Below are 20,008 nucleotides of genomic sequence, written 5' to 3'. Positions count from 1 at the left end.
TTTTTATGCCCAACTTTCATCGAAATATGCCCAACTTTCATCGAAATATGCCCAACTTTCACCGAAATACGCCCAACTTTACACCATTTATGCCCAACTCGCTTTTCCCATACCATCCCCCAGCTCTTCTCCCAAATAACAAAAAGCGCCCGCCGGATCTACCCGGCAGGCGCTTGAAACTTCCATATTTTATTGCCTTCGAAATAAACTACTTCCCAAACTTCACTCTCTGCAGACGCAATGAGTTCAGGACGACTGATACGGAACTGAAAGCCATCGCGGCTCCCGCTACCCATGGTGCCAGCAAGCCAATGGCGGCAATCGGGATGCCCACTGTGTTGTAAGCGAATGCCCAGAAGAGGTTCTGTTTGATGTTGCGCATCGTTTTGCGGCTCATGATGATGGCGTCCGCGATGCTGTTCAAGTCGCCGCGGATCAAAGTGATGTCCGCCGCTTCCATCGCCACGTCTGTGCCTGTACCGATGGCCATGCCGATGTCAGCCGTCGCAAGTGCCGGCGCGTCATTGATGCCGTCGCCGACCATCGCCACTTTCTTGCCTTGCTGCTGCAGTTTCTTCACTTCGTCCGCTTTGCCTTCAGGCAGCACTTCCGAAATCACCGCGTCGACGCCGACTTCTTTGCCGATCGCCTGTGCAGTCCGCTCGTTGTCGCCCGTCATCATGATAACATGGATCCCCATTTTCTGAAGGCGCGCAATCGCGCCGCGCGAAGTGTCTTTGATCGTATCCGCGACAGCCACCAATCCGGCGTACTGTCCGTTAACAGCAGCGAGCATCGCCGTCTTGCCATCGCTTTCCAACGCTTCCATGTCAGGCAGAACCGCCGATACGTCGATGCCGTATTGCTGCATGAGCTTACGTGTTCCGACCAGGACGCCTTGTCCTGATACGGTAGCCTGAACGCCGTAACCCGGAATCGCTTCGAAAAATTGCACTTTGCCAAGTTCGACGCCTTTTTCCTGGATTCCCTGCACAATCGCTTGCGCCAGCGGATGTTCGGATTGTTTCTCAGCTGCGCCAATCAATGAAAGAACGTGTTGTTCGTCTTGTCCGTCAGCCAGCTTAACATCCGTCAACACCGGTTTCCCGTGTGTGACGGTACCCGTTTTATCGACAACCACTGTATCAATGCTTTGAGTCTGCTCCAAATGTTCGCCGCCTTTGAACAGCACGCCCATTTCCGCTGACCGGCCGGAGCCCGCCATAATGGAAGTCGGTGTTGCAAGGCCCAGCGCACATGGGCAGGCAATGACCAATACCGCAATCAGCACTTCAAGCGCCGGTGTGAAATTGCCCGGGTCGACAAGGAAATACCACACAAGGAACGTCACTAACGCGATGCCGACAACGATCGGAACAAAGATGCCCGAAATTTTATCCGCCATTCGCTGGATTGGAGCTTTTGTTCCCTGCGCGTCTTCCACCACTTTGATGATTTGGGCGAGCGCAGTATCGCGTCCCACTTTCGTCGCTTTCATTTGGATCGAACCATTGCTGTTGATCGTTGAACCGTAGAGCAGATCGCCTGCCGCTTTATCGACCGGCAAACTTTCGCCCGTCAGCATCGATTCATCGACTGCCGTGGTTCCTTCGAGCACTTCGCCGTCCACCGGAATCTTTTCGCCGGGTTTAACGAAGATAGTGTCGCCAATCACAACTTCTTCAAGTGGCACTACCGTTTCGATACCGTCCCGCAGCACGACAGCCGTTTTCGCCTGAAGGCCCATCAATTTCTTGATCGCTTCAGATGAACGGCCTTTCGCTTTCGCTTCGAATAATTTACCCAATACGATTAAAGTAATCAAAACCGCACTGGTTTCAAAATACAGATGCGCCGCATGAGGTGAACCGGCGTGAATAATCGCCTGGTAGACGCTGTAGAAGTAAGCGGCCGATGTACCCATCGCGACCAGCACATCCATATTGGCGCTGCCGTTGCGGAGCGCTTTATATGCTCCAACATAGAACTGTTTCCCGATAATGAACTGCACCGGAGTGGCCAGCAGCATCTGAACCCACGGATTCATCAAAATTTCCGGAACGTATAAAAATGAAGTAAAGAAAAAGTGGCCGACCATCGTCCATAGTAAAGGCAGAGACAGAATGGCTGACGCAATGAACTTCCATTTCTGCTCTTGGATGGCTTTTTCACGGTAATCCACTTTTTCCGTGTCTTCCTGGTGTTGATGAGCGCCGTAACCCAATTTCTCCACTTTCGCGATGATGTCGCCAACCGTCACTTCGGACGGATTGAATTCAATCGTCGCTTTTTCAAGCGCCAGATTGACGTTCGCCGCTGTCACACCACCCAGTTTGTTCAACCCTTTTTCAACGCGGGTCGAGCAAGCCGCACAGGTCATCCCGGTAATATCAAATTCCGCTTTCTGTTTGACGACGCCATAGCCGAGTGCATCGATTTTCTTTTCAAAATCCGCTTCACTGAGCTTAGTGGAGTCGTACTGGATCGATGACTTTTCAAGCGCCAGATTGACGCTTGCCTGTTCAACACCATCCATTTTGTTCAACCCTTTTTCAATGCGGGTTGCACAGGCAGCACAGGTCATCCCTGTGATTTGAAAGTTCGCTTCTTTGGTTGTTTCTTTTGTTGCTGTCGCCATGATGTTCTCCTCCTCCCTATACTATGTGGGGGTATATTTCACTTAAAAGAGAAGAGTGCTGAGTAAGCACCCTTATACTACGTCATATCCCTGGTCTTCGATTGTTTCCTTGATTTCGCCAAGTGATGTTTTGCTGTCATCGTAATTTACGGCAACCTGGCCGTTCTCAAGATCCACTTTTACTGTCGAAACGCCTTGAAGTTCCCCTACACTCGATTCAACTGCACTCACGCAATGCGCGCAAGACATACCTTCTACTTTTAATGTTTCATTCATTGTAATTCCTCCTCTAATTCTATTTTCTTAAGCTTAGTATACCATCTAAGGGTATATCAAGCTTTTTGTTTCATCTTTTACTTCGTCATCGTTTTCATGACGTCCATTAACTCGTTGATCGCTTCTTCGCCTTGATTGTCCTTGATGGCTTTTGCCACGCAATGATGTGTATGATCTTCCAATAAAGCCAGCGACACTTTGTTCATGGCTGATTGGATCGCGCTGACCTGGTGAAGGATATCCACGCAATAACGGTCGTTCTCGACCATCTGGTGGACGCCGCGAACCTGCCCTTCAATCCGTTTCAACCGGTTCAAAAGCTGCTGTTTGTTTGGCTGCACTGTTGATTTCATCGTTTTTTCCATATCTGAACCTCCCGATTCAATATACCCTATACCCGTATATTACTAATATTTTGACAGTTTGTCAAAGCTGTTGATTCCGAAGATGTTTGACTTGTGATTGCATGTTTTATATCTCCTCCGCTAATTAGTTTTGAATAGTTCAAAAGCGGAATATACAGCAAGGGGGTATATAATAAGTCAAAAATTGGGCGGCTCTTGAACTCCGCCGCCAAAACATATACGTGTCTTTACATGGTAAATACATCACGTTGCTTACTATTTTAAAAAACAATTTCAAATCGAATATATTATTTAGCAGGAAATAGAGAATGTCTTTCCATCCAATAGAGAATGTTTTTAAAAGACTCCTCATTTCCCAAGCACTTACCAGCTGTATTCCAGCGATTAAAAGCTGTTGCTTTCGCCATTATTTGGCACAATCAGATTGGAAGACATGCCTTTTTCTTCCCCAAACTTCTGCAGATCTTTTCTTGACAGATTCCAGTGGTTAACAGCTTCCATGTGTACAGAGATGATTTTTGCATCAGGTGCCGCTTTATGAACTTCGTAGACATCATCTTCTTTCATGACCAGCGAACCGCCTTGAAGGAATTGGTTGTCTCCTGCATTGACCACGATGACTTCCGGATTGTGGGCAGCGATTGTTTTGTGCACTTCATCATACCAAACAGTATCTCCAGCTACATAAAGTGTTTTTTCATCTGCGTGCTTGAAGACAACGCCGCATACATGGCCGGCCATCTTCAGAATTTCGCCTCTGCCGTGTTCGCCTTTTGTTTTGATCAGCTGGATACTTTCGAATACTGTGTCTTCCTGGAGAACTTCAATATTCGTGAAGCCTGCGCCTTCAATCTCTGCTTTGTCTTCATCATTTTGCGTGAACAATTTAATGTCTTTCGGCAATGCTTCTTTTGCTGCATCATCCCAGTGATCCAGATGTGTGTGAGTGACGATAACAGCATCTATACCAGCGATGATTTCTTCCACCGAAAGAGGCAGGCTCTCAAGTGGATTGTTTTGATCTTGTCTGGCTGAATTCGGGAAAGGCGGTAAAGTTCCTTTCTCCGCTAAAAATGGATCAACTAAAAACTTCTTTCCTGCAAAATCTATAATCAGGGTAGCATTTCGTATTTGTTGAATATGCATGGTTCCATCTCCTTTTTGTTTGATTGGTCCCTAGTGTATACTAAATGCTGGCTATATGAACATGGACTAAATAAGGTCTTTTTGCCGTTTGACTTTATTAACGAAAGGATCTGAATGATATTGGACAACACCGATTTGCACATCCTGGACGAACTTTCGAAAAACAGCCGCATCACAATGAAAGAATTGAGCGAAAAAGTCCATTTGAGCGCTCCTGCCACTTCGGCGCGGGTGGAAAAATTGGAAGCTGCCGGAATCATTGAAGGCTACACTATTAAGATCAATCAGGAAAAGATGGGATATGCTGTTCATGCTATCATCAATATCTTTACTGCCAGCACTTATCACCGTCCTTATCTGTCGTTTCTGGAAGAACAAGAACAGTATGTGATCAATAACTTTAAAATTAGCGGAGACAGCTGTTATCTGCTTGAATGCAAATTCCCTTCCAATGAATCATTAAATGAATTTCTGGATAAATTGGATCAGCATGTAAATTATAAATTATCGATAGTCATCGATAAATAATCCGTCGAAAGATGAAGGCACGGTCTAACGCAAAACAATAATAGATGTGGGGATTTTGCGTTAGCCGTTCAAACAGATTTAATGTTTCAACCGTAATGTCATCGCATTGATGGCGACGATAACCGTCGATACAGACATTAAAACCGCTCCGACTGCAGGAGCCAACGTAATGCCGATTGAAGCTAAGACACCTGCAGCCACGGGAATGGCAATAAAATTATAACCGGCTCCCCAAACGAGGTTCTGTTTCATCTTGCTGGTTGTTTTATTGGCCAATTCGATGAAAGATGCAATATCTCCCGGATCCGATTGGGTCAAAATCACATCAGCAGAATCGATTGCTACCTGAGTTCCCGCTCCAACTGCTACACCTACGTCTGCCATCGCAAGAGAAGGGGCATCATTTACGCCATCGCCGACCATAATGACAGTTTTGCCTTGGTTTTTCAGTAATTCGACTAAATCATATTTATCCTGCGGCGACTGATTGGCTTTGTATTCAATGCCCAATTCTTCAGCCACCCCTTGAGCGGCTGTTTCATTGTCGCCGGTAGCCATGATCGCTTTAATATTATATTGTTTCAGTGCCTCTATCAGGTTTTTACTGGCTTTTTTCAATTCATCCCCTAATGCGACTGTACCGATAGGTTCTCCATCTTCAACCAATATACTCAGGGTAGCCCCTTTTGGAACATGAACCGCCAAATCTTCTCCAAATGCCTTTTGGCTGATCAATTCATATTTGCGGCCATCAGCGCTGCCTTCCACGCCGGCACCTGACACAATCTCAATCGAATCAAACCGGACAGGCTGAACTCCCTGCTTCTCAGCATAGTGGATGATGGACTGGGCGATTGGGTGGCTGGACCCTCCTTCAATCCCTGCCATAAATGCAGCGATTTCAGCTTCGGTATATTTTTCCCCAAGCGTTTCCATGCTCAAAACTTTAAATTCTCCAGTAGTTAATGTGCCTGTTTTATCCAGTATCATCACATCTGCCTTGTTTGCCAGTTCCAACGCTTCCCGGTCCTTCACCAACAATCCTCTGCCCGCACCCAGACTGGTGCTTCGCGCAATAACCAATGGAATAGCAAGACCAAGGGCATGCGGACAAGCGATGACCAGCGTCGTGACCGTAAAGAGGACCGCTGTTTGGATATCGGCTATATACAGCCAGACGGCAAAGGCGATGACGGCCGCAGCAATGGCGATATAAAACAGCCAGCCGGCGACTTTCTGAGCCGTATTTTCAGCTCGTGAAGGCTGATTTTGAGCCTCGCTGATCAACGTTTGAACTTGTGAAATAAATGACGCTTCTCCTGTTCCCTCCACTTCCAGATAGAGGACACCTTCGCCGTTAGTAGAACCGCCGATCACTTTGTCGCCGGCACCTTTTTCAACCGGTTTGGATTCTCCAGTCAATAAGGCTTCATTAATCCGTGAGTTCCCCCGCGTGATGATGCCATCAGCAGGAACGTTTTCTCCAGCCTGCACACGGACAATGTCTCCAACTTTCAATTCAGCTACGGGACGTGTATCGATCGAATCGTCTTCCAATACTACATGTGCATCTTTCGGCATTAATTCGGCAAGCGATTGTTGCGCGTCTCCTGCTTCCCCGACAGCTTTCATTTCAATCCAGTGTCCAAGCAGCATGATCAGAAGCAAGGAAGCAAACTCAAAGAAAAAGTCCATGACGTGTTCTCCGAGCACATAGCGTGCCGCTACGGCATAAATACTGTAAAAATAAGAAACGGATATCCCTAATGAAATCAGCGCCATCATTCCTGGAGCTTTTTGCCTGAATTCGTCTATCGCTCCTTGATAGAAAGGTTTGCCGCCATAAAACAATAAGATGGTCGCCAATACAGCGACTGCTATGTCCGAGTATGGAAAGCTGAACTGAAAAGGAAGACTGACGTCCATCATCGGCGATAATAACAGAATGACAATTCCGATGGGCAAGGACTTCAGAAAAATCTCCTTGAAGTTCCCATGGTGATGGTGTGTGTGTTCACCGTGACCATGTTCCGCACGAGCACCATGACCGCTGTGATTGTGGTGAGCATGGGAATCGTGTTTGTCAGAGGGATTGCTGTCGTCGTGAATTCCTTCTTCTATTTGGTTTTCATGATAAGCATGTCCGACGTGTTCAGAATGATCCGTGTTGTTGTGATTCGTATGTTCATGGTGATCATTGTGGTGTTTATTTTCATTTTTCTCCATTTAATACTCCTCCTTAAAAGCAATTTATTTTACAATATTTCATCCCTGCTCCTTTGGCCTTTTTGCAGATCGGATTTTCCACTCTTTAATGTCCAGATGAACAATTATTACATCTGCATTGTCCAGGCACACAATTACATGGAATTTCTTCCACTGCCTCTTTTTTCTTCATTTCTATCACTTTTTCTATCTTATCTATATCCTTAAAACTTAACGTTGCGTTCGACAGGAGATTCACTATGGCGTTGCCAACGTCCTTATTGCATATATGTTCAAAAGTCTCATCCAGCGTACTATTGATAAAGTCACTTTCATTTACAGCAGAGGAATATAAAAACTTTCTGCCTTCCTCTTCAGTATGAAGAATCCCTTTTTTCACTAAACGCCCGATAAATGTTTTAGTGGTTGCCGGTTTCCAATCTTTTTTTTGCTGCAATACATCAATGATTTCTTTGCTGGTCACTTTATCCTGTGCCCATACCACACGCATAACTTCCCATTCAGCATCAGAAATTTTAGATTCCATTTCATTGACCATAAAATACCCTCCCCTTCTTTGTTTACAAATGTAATCGAACTTTATGATTGAAGTTTACAATTGTAATCTTAAGTTGTCAACCTATTTATCCTTATCGTGTGTGTTTTTATTTCCCATCAATAAAAAACTGGCACATCTAACGCTTCCGAAGCGCTCGATGTGCCAGTTTGTTTTCTGGTGTCTATATAACTTAATCATTCCATATACCGATGTTTCCGCAGACTGTTCAAATTCGCAATTTCCTGTGACAGCTTCTCACCGATATTCGTTTCCCTCACCTTTTTACGCTCCAATTCCTCATCCACCAGCCGCTTCACGGAAAGGACATCGGTTCCATTGCTCAACACTTCTTCTTTTGAGTTGAACTTTTGGTGGGCAACAAGCTGCATGCCATAGGAATTGTAAAGAAGCGTATAGCCGGCAATGCCTGTCGTCGATTGATAGGCTTTCGAGAAGCCACCGTCGATGACGATCATTTTGCCATTGGCTTTGATCGGGTCTTCCCCGTCGATTTCCTTCACCGGTGTATGGCCATTGATGATGCGGCCATGTTCCGGATCGAGATCGAATTCAGCGAGCATCCTGCCGCACATCTCTTCATCTTCCCGCAAATAATAATAAGGGTTTTTACGTTCCTTGTGCGTTTCTTTTTCTTTGATGAAATAACGTTCAAATGTCGTCATTTCACGCTTGCCGAATAATGAAGAATTCTCGCCGGTCCACAGATACCATACCATATCAGTCGCAAAATCATCCGTTTCGTCAGGGTTGGCGAAAGCATGGCGCAGATATTGTTCAAAGACGTCCAGCAAGTCGCGTCCAGCATAGCTTTTTCCTTCGATTTCCATCTTCTTCATATCGCCGTTTTCCTCCAGCGGGATGCAGCCGTGAATCAGCAGATTGCCGTTGTACTGCAAATAAAGGCTTCCTTTTTTCATCAGGAAATTCATATGGCGCGCCAGTTTTTCGGAATGCTGGATCGAAAACAGCAATTTGTCCATCACTTGCTGCTCTTCATCCAGCAACCGGTCCGGCTGCTCGGGATCGATTGTCGCAAAGCAGGTGTTCTCGAGCGCATAAGTAATGCCGTGGATCGTCGCTGTTTTATTTTTATAATCGACTTTCTCCAGCAGCAGCCTGTCTTCCATCTCGAAGCAAGGACGGCGCTTGATGATCGGGCTTTCCAGTTTGAACTGGATCATCGAAATGGCCTGATGGATTTTGGTGATTTGGAGCTGCTCCTGCTCCGTCAGTGTTTCATCTGAAATCCGTTTCGGCCGGAAGACGGGGTTGTCGTCATAATACTTCTCCGCCAGGTTCAGCAGCGGACGCAGATTGATGCCGTAAACATCTTCGATGATGTCCAAATTATTGTAGCGGGCACAGATTCGGATAATATTCGCCAGGCATACTTTCGAGCCGGCAAATGCGCCGATCCACAAGGCGTCATGATTGCCCCATTGAATATCGACGGAATGGTAGTCAATCAATGTATCGACGATTTTATGCGGATCCGGTCCCCGGTCGTAAATGTCGCCGACCACGTGCAGATGATCGACCACCAGGCGCTGTGTCGTATAAGCGAGCCCAATGATCAGCTTATCTGCCTGTCCAAGCGCAATGACCTGATCGACCATTTTTGCGTAATACTCCTTTTTATTCGTGAACTCATCCGTCTTGTACAGCAATTCTTCGATGATGTAGATGAATTGCTTCGGCAGCGCACGGCGCAATTTCGAACGTGTATATTTCGATGAAGCATATGCCACCAGCTTCAGCATGCGCTCGATAATTTCTATGTACCATTCCCGCAGCTCCTGTTTGCTGCTGAAATTGCTTTTGATCAATTGCAGTTTCTCTTCAGGATAATAAACCAGTGTGGCAAATTCGTTCAATTCCTTTTCCTGCAACTCGTCCTTGAAAAGGTCCTTGATCTTCACTTTCACATTGCCGGAACCGTTGCGCAGCACATGCTGGAACGCCTGGTACTCGCCGTGCAGATCGCTGACAAAATGCTCCGTCCCTTTGGGAAGATTCAGGATCGCCTCCAGATTGATGATTTCATTTGCCACTTTTTCCTCGCTGTCGTATTTCTGCGCCAATAAATCCAGGTATTTTGAATCCATCATCGGAATATCCCCTTTCGAAATCCATTCGCTGTTTATTTAAAAAGAAAGCCTCACCTGTTTCAATGCTGGCCATCCAAAAAAGAAATCTCTTCTCTATCCAGTCTATAGCAGTTCGAGGGAAGGCTCTAGTATAAAGTGCGCCCTTTGCCTTGACCGTTAAAACACATTTCCTATAGGGTTAAAGATAGAGAAATCGAAAAGTTCTGCTAAAGAGCCTTTGAGAATGAGGAGGAAATCAATACATGCCCGAAACGAAAAGAATCTCCACTCATGAGTCATTGAAAGCAGTTTCCTATAAACTGTTTGAAGTGATCAGCGAAGAGCTGGAGGTAAATACTGCTTATGTTACCCAGCGAGGACCCAAAGCGATGGAAGTCATCAGCTCGTTCAATAGAGATCATTATATTATTCCAGAAGGCTATCAAGTCGATTATGACGGAACTTACTGCCGCCTGATCATCCAAAGCGACGAAGAAGCGATGCATACGAATAACCTCGGTTCATTCACCCTGACAAAAGATCTGGAAGTGACCGAGCAGCTTGAAGTCAAAGGATTTTTAGGGGTGACCCTGCGTGATTTTTATGGAAACGTATTCGGCACCTTATGTGTCATGGACAAAGAGGAAAAAGATTTCAGCAAGGATGATATCCATTTTCTGAAGAAGATGGCCGAAGTGCTTTCCTATATCATCCACCTGGATAACACGATTGCTGATATCGAATTGTTGAGCGTCCCGATCATCCCGATCAAAAAAGGGCTCGCGATTCTTTCGCTGCAAGGCAATATCAACGAAGATCGCTCCCAAAAGATTCTGGAAGATACGTTAAGCTACGCGGCCAAAAACGGCAGCCATTCTTTCATCATCGACCTGTCGCAAATCGTCCTGCTCGAAAACCGCTTTCCGGATATTCTGAAGAACCTGGTGCTCGGTTTGAATATCATGGGCATCAAAGTCATGATGACGGGACTGCCGCCGTGGCTTGTGAAAATGCAGGAAGTCCGCGACCATCTGACGGACCTGCAAACGGAATATGTCATGGATATCGAATCGGCGTTGAATAAAATCGGATATACGCTGGAGAAATAAGATCTGGGGAAATCATTTGAAAAAGAAGCGGAATTGCTCAATCTGAGCAATTCCGCTTCTTTGATTGTGAAAAATATAAACTGCAGCTGTTTAGCAGCCTGCTGGAGCACCAATCATCACCAGACCGGATTGCTCACCTTGTTCTTCAAAATCCAACGTTAAGCTCTCCGCTGCATCTTTCGCTTCCGGTGCAATAGCCATACGGATTCCGTTAACATCCGTCATTTCATCCGCTGCTTCCGGCGCATCCAGTGACAGGCCGATTTGCGGTCCGCAGCAGCCTGCTACAGCATAGATGCGCAGACTTTCCGCATTCTGCTCTTCCAGAATGGATTCAATATATTGTTTTGCTTCATTGGTGATCATCATTGGTCTCATCTCTCCTTTTGGTGATTAAGTGAAAATTTATAAACTGAATTCCTTCAATTGGTCATAGCCGATTTTCTCTTCATGCAGCCAAGGAATGACGGCGCATTTCGCCGCAAGTCCGCTGTTCACTTTAGCAATCCATTCAGTCTCCGAACTTGCGCGTCCACGGAGGACAGGATCTGTTGTATCCGTTGCAGCCAGGCTTTGGTTGATAACCCACCATTTCGGGTCGATGCCGGCCCGCTTCAAATCCTCCTGAAGGCGCGCGGCTTCAAGAACCGGTGTTGCTTCAGCCAACGTCACGATGACGACGCCGGTTTCTTCCGGATTACGCAAACGCGGCAAAAGCTTTTTGACATTTTCCGGCACGTCGCCTGCCGAACGGCTCATCTCTTTATGATAGGCCTCCGTTGAATCCAGCAATAGGAGCGTATGGCCTGTCGGCGCTGTATCGATGACGATGATTTCATCCTCTGACTTTTCCACGACAGTTGCAAATGCCTGGAACAATGCGATCTCTTCGGTGCACGGCGATTCGAGGTCTTCCTGCAAATAAGCCAGCTCTTCTTCCGACAATCCGCTCCCAGCATTTTCAAGAACCGCTTTTTTATAGCGTTTCACTTCAACTTCCGGGTTGATGCTGCTGATGGACAAATTGCCCTGTTCGCCACTTCCCTCGAATGTGTACGCAAGATGTGCAGCAGGGTCGGTCGTCGTCAAATGGACGCGATGGCCCTTTTCGGACAAGCCCACTGCAATAGCGGAAGCAATCGACGTTTTGCCGACGCCGCCTTTACCCATTGTAAAAATGACGCGTGTGTTTTTTTCGGAAAAATCGTTGATAAGCTGATTCAGACCTGGCAGTTCTTCCATCTTCACCACTGTTTCTTCTGCCACTGATGCTGAAATGGCTGAGGAACTGAATAAATAACGGAGATTTCCGATGCCTGTCAGCGAATACGAAACGAATGGCAATGAATACGCCATAATCTGCTTTAAAGCTTGAGGTGTTTTATTCAGAGCGGCTCGCTGGCGATTATAAAACGCGGTGGACACTTTGTCTTCTGCCCGGTGCGTCTGCAGCAGTCCATTAACAATGAGCAATTGGTTATCGATGCCGATCGCTTTCAGTTCCGCAGAAGCACGGTCCGCTTCAAGCAGAGATGAATTGTCGGGACGGGCAACCAATAATAATGTTGTCTTCTCGCGATCCGCCAGCGATGCAACGGCTTTGCCGTACATCCCTTTCTTTCCTTCCAGACCCGCAAGCGGACCCAGACATGAAGCGCCATGTGTACTTTCTTCCAAAAATCCGCTCCACGCCGTCGGCAATTGCAACAGGCGAAGCGTATGGCCAGTCGGTGCTGTGTCAAATAAGACATGATCGTATTGATCCAGAATTACTTCATCAGCCAATAAGTGTGAAAACTCATCGAACGCGGCAATCTCCACAGTGCAGGCACCCGACAATTGCTCTTCCATCGTCGCCAGTACAGCATCGGGTAATTTTCCGCGGTAAGGACCCACCACATTTTCCTTATAGATGCGAGCCGATTCTTCCGGATCGATGTTGCAGGCGTACAAGTTAGGGACAGCGGAAATCGCTCTTGGCTCATTCGACAATTCCACTTCCAGCACATCCTGCAGATTGGAGGCGGGATCGGTGCTGACGAGCAGCACTTTTTTCCCTTGGTCAGCGAGTGCGACCGCAGTTGCGCAAGCCGTTGATGTTTTGCCGACGCCTCCTTTTCCGGTGAAAAACAAGAACGGCGTCAATTGCATTTTTTTCGGATTGAACAATGAATGCATCAAATTCTCTCCTTTATTTGCCAAACTCTACTGATACGCGAACCCTTGGCTTTTCCTGCAATTCGGAAGGAGTGGTGCCGAACCAATCAGCTAATTCCTCATTTGTAGGGTATTCGGCTGTTTTCACAATTTCACCATCAAGAAGGACAAGCGGAAGTGCATCCGGACCGCCATTCGCCAATGCCTGGTTCACTGTCTGATTTTCCACAAATGCACTCGGGTCATTGCTGAGGTTAAAACGCTCAATTTGAAAACCTTTTTTCTCCAGTGAATAAACGGCAGAAGCAATGCGTGTCAGTTCCGGGTCGACGACAGGTCCGCAGACGCCCGTGGAGCAGCACATTGCCGGATCAAAGATTTCTACTTTTTTCATATGGTTTCCTCCTCTATTCGGAACTTCTTACTTGCCTGTTTCAGCGAATTCGCGGATGCGCGCGCCGATTTCGTCGCGGACGTTCTGGAATACCGTCCATTTCTCTTCTTCCGTGCCTTCCGCTTTTGCCGGATCGGTAAAGCCCCAGTGATCGCGCTTCACATGCGGTGGTGTCATCGGGCATTTGTCGGCAGCGTCACCGCATAAAGTCACAACGAAATCTGCATTGTTTAAAATCTCGGTATCGATGATGTCCGAAGTCTGCTCCGAAATGTCGATATCCACTTCGTTCATCGCTTTCACCGCGTTCGGGTTCAAGCCATGTGCTTCAATTCCCGCGCTCAGGACTTGCCAATCGTCGCCAAGAATCTGTTTCCCCCAGCCTTCTGCCATCTGGCTGCGGCATGAATTTCCTGTGCATAAAAAGTACAATGTTTTTTTCGTCATATTAAAAACTCCTCAGTAGTTTAGATTTTTTGCGTGCCACTTCTTTAATTACAGCTGATACGCAGTCCCTGTTTCTCCAGGTCTTTGAGCCGCTCGTCCTGGCTCGGGATAAATTCCAGGATGTGCAGCACCATCTCGTACGTATCGTTGTCCTTATTCAATGAATAAAAAATCCACTGGCCGCGCCGCTGCTCTTTCACCAACCCGACATCGCGCAATTTCCGCAGATGCTGGCTGATGGCCGACTGGCTGATCTGAAAGATTTCCACGAATTCGCACACGCAGCAATCGTTCTTTTCCAGCAGCTTCATCATGGCAAGCCGTGTTTTGTCGCCCAATAATTTAAGGACCATACCGGCTTTCTCGATTTCGACTTCTTTTACTGTCGCTTCCATCTTCTGTTTCACCTCGTTCGTTTTAAGGTAACTTCTATATTATTTCCGAAACTAAAAACAGCATATCAGCATATGCTTATATGTTCAAGTCGTTATTTGAATTACAGGTTTTATGGCAATAAAAAATGGCCGCTCGTTTATATGCGGCCATTCCATTAATCTTATTCTGTTTATAACTGTGCTGTAAACGTTTGATAGACCTCGCTGAACCGTTCCGCTTCCTCCAGAAATGGGTAATGATTGCTGTCATTGAATATTGCCAGAGTGGAGCCCGATATCAATTTGTTCATTTCCACCGAGTATTCAAGCGGGCATTGCACATCGTGTTTTCCGCATATGATCAAAGTCGGCGCAGTGATCAGTCCCAGTTTTCTGGTGACATCATACACATGCAGTTCCCTGCTGAAGAAATTGAGCCGTGCAGCTGACAGTTCTTTTCGGATATCTTTCGAAAAATAATCATCGTACTTATCCGGATTTGCTAAAGAGAGTTTCGTGCGCTGTATCTTTAGACTGTACTTTTCCTCTGCCGACAAACCAGGTTGCTTCAGCTCTTCCATCAGCTTCTGCATTTTTTCAAATTGGGGGTGTTGTTCGTTATAGATGCAGTCCCTTGAAAACGTCATGTATTCCCTGGCCGCTGCGCCGACGATTACATTAAAGCTGAGTTTTTCTGAAAAATAAATGCCATAGACAACGCCCAGCATGCCGCCCGTCGAATGGCCGGCAAAGCCCCATTTATCGAATCCCAATGCTTCGCGGATCGCCTCTAGGTCAAGCACCGTTTCAAGCATACTGAGTTGATAGGGATCAACTGCTTTTGCGGATTTTCCCGCTTCTCTCAAATTGACCAAAAACACTTGGTTCGTCTTCGTAAAAGCATCCGCAAAGGAATCGCCGGTTTCATTGAACTCGGAATAATGGTGAGTGACGCATAACGGGTCGCCTTCACCTTTTGAAAACACTTCAAATTCTCCACGGGCGGTTTCGATTATTTTTTGGATCCATTTCATAAGAACGCTCCCTTTTTATGTCCAAGTTTCATCCAATTTGTCGGAGTAGAATTCAATCGCTCTGTTATAAGCTGTAATCTCTTTATCAGCAGAAGTTTCACTCAAGCATTTTAACAGGATTTCCATTGCCGCCTGGTGCTCCTTTAAGTTATAAAGCGTCATTGCATAAAAGATCTTCATCGCATTGTTAGCTGGAAATAAATCTATGCCTTTCAAAAAGGTTTCTTGCGATTCCTCATACCTTCCCAATGTTCTATAGGTGCTCCCCAAGCCCACTAAAGCTCCTTCCAGTTCTTCATTCTCCAGCCCAAGACTTATCGCTTTTTCATAATACGGCACTGCTTTCTGTTCTTCTCCCAAAAAGTCAAAGCTCCACGCACATTGATAATTGATTTGCGGATCTTCCGGATATTCTTTTACTAATTCCAAAATCAGTCCGTTTGACCTTTCGGGCTGGCCGCTTTTCCTCAATTCAATCGCATCAATCAGTTTTTGATTCATCGCTCTTCACCAATCTTTCATAATATAGCCATTTTAACATTCATCAAAAGCGAGGAAATTACCGATTCAGCCAATCAAGGGGAATAACAGCCAGCTGCTTCTTTTTATTTTAATTTTTGTTGAATGATTTCTTCATTTCATTCACCACAATATAAACAATCAACACTGCTTGAACCACTATGAGAAAAGAGATGAAGATACGTGAGAAGAAACCAGCTTGAATCTGCAGTATTATATCAATTACTGCGTATATAATGGCCGCGATTGCAAGAAGCATAACAAACATAACTTTCTTTTCTTCACTGATTTTCACCACTGAAACTCCCCCTCTCCCTCACACTAACGTTACGTCAAACTCCTCGATCAAGTCTTTGAACGCCGGTCTTTTATTGCCGTCGCGGCCAATAATTTCCTCTGCTGTTACCAGTGAATTCAATACCGCTTCTTCCGTCGCTTCACCTATCGCGCGGAAAGCAGTGTCCATATCTTCTTCGTGAATTTGCGGGATGGTTAGAAGCTGTTCCGGTTTTTCGTGTGGTATGCGGGCAGCGGTCGAGAAGCCGATGATGATTTCACCGCTGCCATTGGTGATGATCGAACCGGTTCTGGACAGGCCGGTAACCGCCCTTTTGAGGATCCGGTTTAATTGGCGTTCAGATACAGGCAGGTCGGTTGCAACGATAATCATGACAGAGCCTTTATCTTCTTCCTTATAAGATTCGAGAAGAGCCTCCTTCAATTCCTGCCCGACTGCTTTGCCTTGTATAAGCAAATCACTGAGAATACCGAAATTCGACAACACGAGTACCCCGATTGTATAGTTGCCGTGGCTCATCTCCATAATCCGGGAAGCGGAACCGATTCCGCCTTTCAGCGAGTAGCACAGCATACCGGTCCCTGCTCCGACCGCTCCTTCCGCGAAATCAGATGAAGTGTTATGGAGCGCCTCGAGAACATGTTCCCGCTTTACAAATTTCGCGCGGATGTCATTCAGGAGCATATCATTACATTCGCCGATCACTGCGTTCACCGTTCCAGTCGTTCGTCCAATTTCAGGGTTCTGCTCCAGCATGTAATCCGTCAGCGTATCGGCAGCTGTTCCGACAGCCAGCGTATTCGTCAAAACAATCGGCGTCTCCAAAGTGCCGAGCTCCTTCATCTGAATCGTTCCCATCGTTTTGCCGAAACCGTTGATGACGTGGCTCGAAGCGATCAGTTTTTCTTTGAAGATGTTGCCTTGATGCGGCAGGATGGCTGTTACACCTGTTTGGCTGTTCCCTTCGCTGAGCGTCACATGCCCGACTGTTACACCTTCCACATCGGTGATGGCGTTGCGCGGTCCCGTTTGGAGCCGTCCGATCGTTATTCCGTACTCGCGTATCCGTTTTTGGTTGAACATGTTATCGGCTCCTTTGAGTTTATTGAAATTAAGTTGCTTACTCTCCAAAATCACTGCCTGCCAATATTTCTTCAGCGCTCATCCCCAGCCATTCACTGACATCCATTTCAGGGTGGTTAGCCAGAAAACTCTGCATGATTTCGTGTCCGATGATGTAATTGGCGAACGGCGGGATGCTTTCTAGGGGATTGCCGTTAAGGAAATCTTCCCAAACCTGCATATCGGCAGAATCTTTTTGATTCATGAACATGGTGCGCACCTGTTCAGTAACCTTGCTGTCCTCATTTGAAATCCATGACAGGTTTATACTTGGATAGCTGAGCAGTGAAAAAGCCACTGCTTTCCCTTCCATCATCGTCGCTTCAAGCAATGTGGATTCAGCCGTCGAACTTTCGAAAGTTCCTTTTTCCATGTCAATCAAATGAAAATATTCATGGGCTACTGTATGCTTCAACTCTTCTGCAGCAAGACTTGAATGCACGAACAGAATCATTACTTCTTCATTCAAAGCTACTCCTCTTGCATTCAATTCCGGACTCATCCCATGGATATAAGCCGGATTTGCCGGAAAAATATGCACGGTTTTATTACCGCCAGGCAAAAGTTCGGCAGATCTTTCGAGCGACTCTTCAATTGCCGATTGGAACTCCGCTTCTTTATCAGACAACGCTGCGAGTGCACTCTGCAGCGGTATGATGTCTTGCGGTGGAGTTAAAATCAATAGATCCATGTATTCGAGCCCTTCGCCTTCACTAAAAGCATTTTGCCGGAAGGGGTGAAAAATGGTTTGAGCATACGCATCGCCCAGTTCCTCAGGCTGCTCTTTCGCCAGTTCCACATAGTCATCAAATGCGTCATAGTAGGAAAAGATTTTGAATTGCTGGGTACCGACTTCCAGTACGGCAGGTTCCGGTTCTGGAGTTTGCTCTCCGCTTTCTTTCACTTCGTCCGTTTCAATAGGTTCTTCTGACGAGCATCCGGAAAGAAACGCGATTAATAGGGTTGCTGCGCCAAGCTTCTTTAAATGATTTATAGTGTCCACCTCACTTCGTTACTGTTCAGGGAAGACCTTTACATCGAATTCATATCCTTCAAGCCATTTACCTGTCTGAGCTTCTTCTATATCAATACACATAAATAGAGAGTGGTTGAATAAATCATAGATGTCTCCAGATGCCAAGACTTCAACTTTCCCTTCGCTTTTTTCATGCGCCTTAACTAAATATCGTTGGTTTTTGTAAATATCAAAGTACTTCTCATCCAACTTCAGCTCTTTTACCAAAACGCTCAAATCTTTTTCAGTCCTGTTTTCAATCTGCATTTCCAATGTATGAATTTTTGTAGCCTCATTTAAGTAAACGGATGAAATCAAGAAATGATAGTCGTTTGTATTTAATAGGAGAATTTCAAGATGGTGATCACTCTCATCCCCGGCAAAGGCTTCCCATTCTTCTTGAGACCAGTCATCCATCTTGCTCGTGTCAAATACCCGCTTTCCTTCTGTCAAATCAATCGATACGAGCTTACGCTTCTCTTCCTCTTCATTTGAGTGAGTCATGTGTCCTACTCCCATCTTCACCAGTCTATTTCCCTTTCATTTCCTGCCTGAATTTTGTTGTATGTCTGGCATTTTATAACCTGAACTGCAAATCAAATCCAAAATATCTTCCTTTGTCATTTCTGCAATCAGCAGCGTTTCACCCGCTGTGCCGAGATAATCTTTCGGCCGCCACCAGGCTCGCAATGATTCTTCTCCAAACGAATCTGCAAGCGAGCGCGACTTATGGCGCTCGATTGTCTTTTCAAATGGCAAATCGAAATAATACACATCTGCATTGCCTTCATAAAAACGAATCAAGTCCATCAGCATTTCCCCATAACGTTCTTTCGTGAGAATTCCTTCCAGAATAACAAACTCACATTTGCCTTTGCCGTACTCGGTGATCTGCCGGATAAGCTCCAGCGACAGATTTCCTTTCCTGTCACGGACGCTCAGCATGTCCCGCCGCACAACATCCTGCGACACCAAAAGCGTGCCATCTCCAAAATGGTCCTGCAGGCTTTTGGCTATTGTGGTTTTGCCGCTTCCGGAATTTCCGCGTAGAATTATCAATTTTGTTTCGATTGGAATCAAGCCTTTCTCAAATAACTTATATATTTACTTCTGCAACTTCTTTAGCCGTTCTCCTTTGCAGAATTTCATCAATCACCCAAAAAATCATTGCGCAGATAACCGGGAGGATCCACAATTCACCTATCAGCAGCATGCCAAATCCAAAATGCACAAATCCTGCCGCCGCCATGCGGTGGGGGTAACGCGCTGATAACCAATCTGATAACAGTGAAACTGGCAGGCCGTAAATAAGAAAACCGAAAAGTGCCATGAAAAAGACGAGTATAATAAATCCGAACGACTCTACAAATTCAGAAAAAATATTCAGATTCAGTAAATCACCGGACAACAGCACCGGCACAAATAAAAGCAAGACTGTAAAAACAAGCGTTCCACTCAATGCGGCTATGAACTTTCGCTTCATCCGCTCTTTAGTGAATAACTCATTGCCAAATGGCAGAAAAAAGAACAACATGGCGGATATCAAAATGATTTTTAAGTATGAGGGCGTTTCGGACACCAAGACCAAAAATGAAAAGATTGAGAATGCAGCTATTTTAAAGATCAGATGCTTCATTATGAATACTCCTTTTTTCTTTATCATACCTCATTAATTCCCTTTTACTGGCTTTTAATTTAAAATTATCACATTATT

The 20,008-nt window shown here is 45.9% G+C and carries 22 protein-coding genes; 2 read left to right on the top strand and 20 right to left on the bottom strand.

Annotated features, from left to right (window positions below):
* Positions 1 to 208 precede the first annotated feature (208 nt).
* From AC2Q9J_RS04820 to AC2Q9J_RS04805, 4 genes are all read right to left on the bottom strand, one after another.
* Positions 209 to 2,638 (bottom strand): heavy metal translocating P-type ATPase, encoded by a 2,430-nt coding sequence (locus AC2Q9J_RS04820; RefSeq protein WP_499037672.1) that lies wholly within the window; start codon positions 2,636 to 2,638, stop codon positions 209 to 211.
* A 72-nt stretch (positions 2,639 to 2,710) separates the two neighbouring features.
* Complete coding sequence (copZ, locus tag AC2Q9J_RS04815) at positions 2,711 to 2,914, bottom strand: copper chaperone CopZ (protein ID WP_499037670.1); 204 nt, start codon at positions 2,912 to 2,914, stop codon at positions 2,711 to 2,713.
* 77 nt (positions 2,915 to 2,991) lie between these two features.
* Positions 2,992 to 3,279, bottom strand: coding sequence for a metal-sensitive transcriptional regulator (locus AC2Q9J_RS04810; protein WP_499037668.1), 288 nt, complete (start codon positions 3,277 to 3,279; stop codon positions 2,992 to 2,994).
* 384 nt (positions 3,280 to 3,663) lie between these two features.
* The gene (locus tag AC2Q9J_RS04805) at positions 3,664 to 4,425 is read right to left on the bottom strand and encodes an MBL fold metallo-hydrolase (protein WP_499037666.1); all 762 of its coding nucleotides are present in this window, start codon (positions 4,423 to 4,425) and stop codon (positions 3,664 to 3,666) included.
* 117 nt (positions 4,426 to 4,542) lie between these two features.
* Between AC2Q9J_RS04805 and AC2Q9J_RS04800 the strand changes: the two genes are divergently transcribed.
* A complete protein-coding gene (locus AC2Q9J_RS04800; protein WP_499038262.1) occupies positions 4,543 to 4,953 on the top strand; it encodes an Lrp/AsnC family transcriptional regulator in 411 nt (136 codons plus the stop codon).
* A 78-nt stretch (positions 4,954 to 5,031) separates the two neighbouring features.
* Here AC2Q9J_RS04800 and AC2Q9J_RS04795 read toward each other — a convergent pair whose 3' ends face one another.
* The 3 genes from AC2Q9J_RS04795 to AC2Q9J_RS04785 form a co-directional block, all read right to left on the bottom strand.
* Positions 5,032 to 7,179 carry a heavy metal translocating P-type ATPase gene (locus AC2Q9J_RS04795; RefSeq protein WP_499037665.1) on the bottom strand — a complete coding sequence of 716 codons (2,148 nt, stop codon included), beginning with the start codon at positions 7,177 to 7,179 and terminating at the stop codon, positions 5,032 to 5,034.
* 85 nt (positions 7,180 to 7,264) lie between these two features.
* Positions 7,265 to 7,717: a CopY/TcrY family copper transport repressor gene (locus AC2Q9J_RS04790; RefSeq protein WP_499037663.1), complete on the bottom strand. Its 453-nt coding sequence runs from the start codon at positions 7,715 to 7,717 to the stop codon at positions 7,265 to 7,267.
* Positions 7,718 to 7,911: 194 nt separating this feature from the next.
* Positions 7,912 to 9,843, bottom strand: coding sequence for a fructose-1,6-bisphosphatase (locus AC2Q9J_RS04785; protein WP_117313081.1), 1,932 nt, complete (start codon positions 9,841 to 9,843; stop codon positions 7,912 to 7,914).
* Between the two features lie 245 nt (positions 9,844 to 10,088).
* On the opposite strand from AC2Q9J_RS04785, the gene AC2Q9J_RS04780 reads away from it, so the two are divergent.
* Positions 10,089 to 10,934 (top strand): GAF domain-containing protein, encoded by an 846-nt coding sequence (locus AC2Q9J_RS04780; RefSeq protein WP_499037661.1) that lies wholly within the window; start codon positions 10,089 to 10,091, stop codon positions 10,932 to 10,934.
* 90 nt (positions 10,935 to 11,024) lie between these two features.
* Here AC2Q9J_RS04780 and AC2Q9J_RS04775 read toward each other — a convergent pair whose 3' ends face one another.
* The 13 genes from AC2Q9J_RS04775 to AC2Q9J_RS04715 form a co-directional block, all read right to left on the bottom strand.
* Positions 11,025 to 11,303 (bottom strand): hypothetical protein, encoded by a 279-nt coding sequence (locus tag AC2Q9J_RS04775; RefSeq protein ID WP_084243592.1) that lies wholly within the window; start codon positions 11,301 to 11,303, stop codon positions 11,025 to 11,027.
* A gap of 36 nt (positions 11,304 to 11,339) precedes the next feature.
* Positions 11,340 to 13,112, bottom strand: a complete 1,773-nt coding sequence (arsA, locus tag AC2Q9J_RS04770; RefSeq protein WP_499037659.1) for an arsenical pump-driving ATPase — start codon at positions 13,110 to 13,112, stop codon at positions 11,340 to 11,342.
* 13 nt (positions 13,113 to 13,125) lie between these two features.
* A complete protein-coding gene (arsD, locus tag AC2Q9J_RS04765) occupies positions 13,126 to 13,485 on the bottom strand; it encodes an arsenite efflux transporter metallochaperone ArsD (protein ID WP_101801113.1) in 360 nt (119 codons plus the stop codon).
* A gap of 27 nt (positions 13,486 to 13,512) precedes the next feature.
* Positions 13,513 to 13,932: an arsenate reductase (thioredoxin) gene (arsC, locus tag AC2Q9J_RS04760; RefSeq protein ID WP_499037657.1), complete on the bottom strand. Its 420-nt coding sequence runs from the start codon at positions 13,930 to 13,932 to the stop codon at positions 13,513 to 13,515.
* A gap of 44 nt (positions 13,933 to 13,976) precedes the next feature.
* Positions 13,977 to 14,327, bottom strand: coding sequence for an ArsR/SmtB family transcription factor (locus AC2Q9J_RS04755; protein WP_499037655.1), 351 nt, complete (start codon positions 14,325 to 14,327; stop codon positions 13,977 to 13,979).
* Between the two features lie 170 nt (positions 14,328 to 14,497).
* Positions 14,498 to 15,340 carry an alpha/beta fold hydrolase gene (locus AC2Q9J_RS04750; RefSeq protein ID WP_499037653.1) on the bottom strand — a complete coding sequence of 281 codons (843 nt, stop codon included), beginning with the start codon at positions 15,338 to 15,340 and terminating at the stop codon, positions 14,498 to 14,500.
* Between the two features lie 15 nt (positions 15,341 to 15,355).
* A complete protein-coding gene (locus AC2Q9J_RS04745) occupies positions 15,356 to 15,841 on the bottom strand; it encodes a tetratricopeptide repeat protein (RefSeq protein ID WP_499037651.1) in 486 nt (161 codons plus the stop codon).
* Between the two features lie 109 nt (positions 15,842 to 15,950).
* Positions 15,951 to 16,157: a hypothetical protein gene (locus AC2Q9J_RS04740; protein WP_499037649.1), complete on the bottom strand. Its 207-nt coding sequence runs from the start codon at positions 16,155 to 16,157 to the stop codon at positions 15,951 to 15,953.
* Positions 16,158 to 16,175: 18 nt separating this feature from the next.
* Positions 16,176 to 17,240, bottom strand: coding sequence for a DmpA family aminopeptidase (locus tag AC2Q9J_RS04735; RefSeq protein WP_499037647.1), 1,065 nt, complete (start codon positions 17,238 to 17,240; stop codon positions 16,176 to 16,178).
* Between the two features lie 37 nt (positions 17,241 to 17,277).
* Positions 17,278 to 18,282, bottom strand: a complete 1,005-nt coding sequence (locus AC2Q9J_RS04730; RefSeq protein ID WP_499037645.1) for a DUF2268 domain-containing putative Zn-dependent protease — start codon at positions 18,280 to 18,282, stop codon at positions 17,278 to 17,280.
* Positions 18,283 to 18,291: 9 nt separating this feature from the next.
* On the bottom strand, positions 18,292 to 18,819 hold the full coding sequence (locus AC2Q9J_RS04725; protein WP_499037644.1) for a hypothetical protein: 528 nt from the start codon (positions 18,817 to 18,819) through the stop codon (positions 18,292 to 18,294).
* Between the two features lie 15 nt (positions 18,820 to 18,834).
* Positions 18,835 to 19,374 carry a kinase gene (locus AC2Q9J_RS04720; RefSeq protein WP_499037642.1) on the bottom strand — a complete coding sequence of 180 codons (540 nt, stop codon included), beginning with the start codon at positions 19,372 to 19,374 and terminating at the stop codon, positions 18,835 to 18,837.
* A 16-nt stretch (positions 19,375 to 19,390) separates the two neighbouring features.
* Positions 19,391 to 19,930, bottom strand: coding sequence for a hypothetical protein (locus tag AC2Q9J_RS04715; protein ID WP_499037640.1), 540 nt, complete (start codon positions 19,928 to 19,930; stop codon positions 19,391 to 19,393).
* Positions 19,931 to 20,008 lie beyond the last annotated feature (78 nt).

The sequence above is a fragment of the Planococcus sp. RAB007_Raresut genome (assembly GCF_057369535.1).
This window is presented reverse-complemented; position numbering and strand designations above follow the sequence as displayed.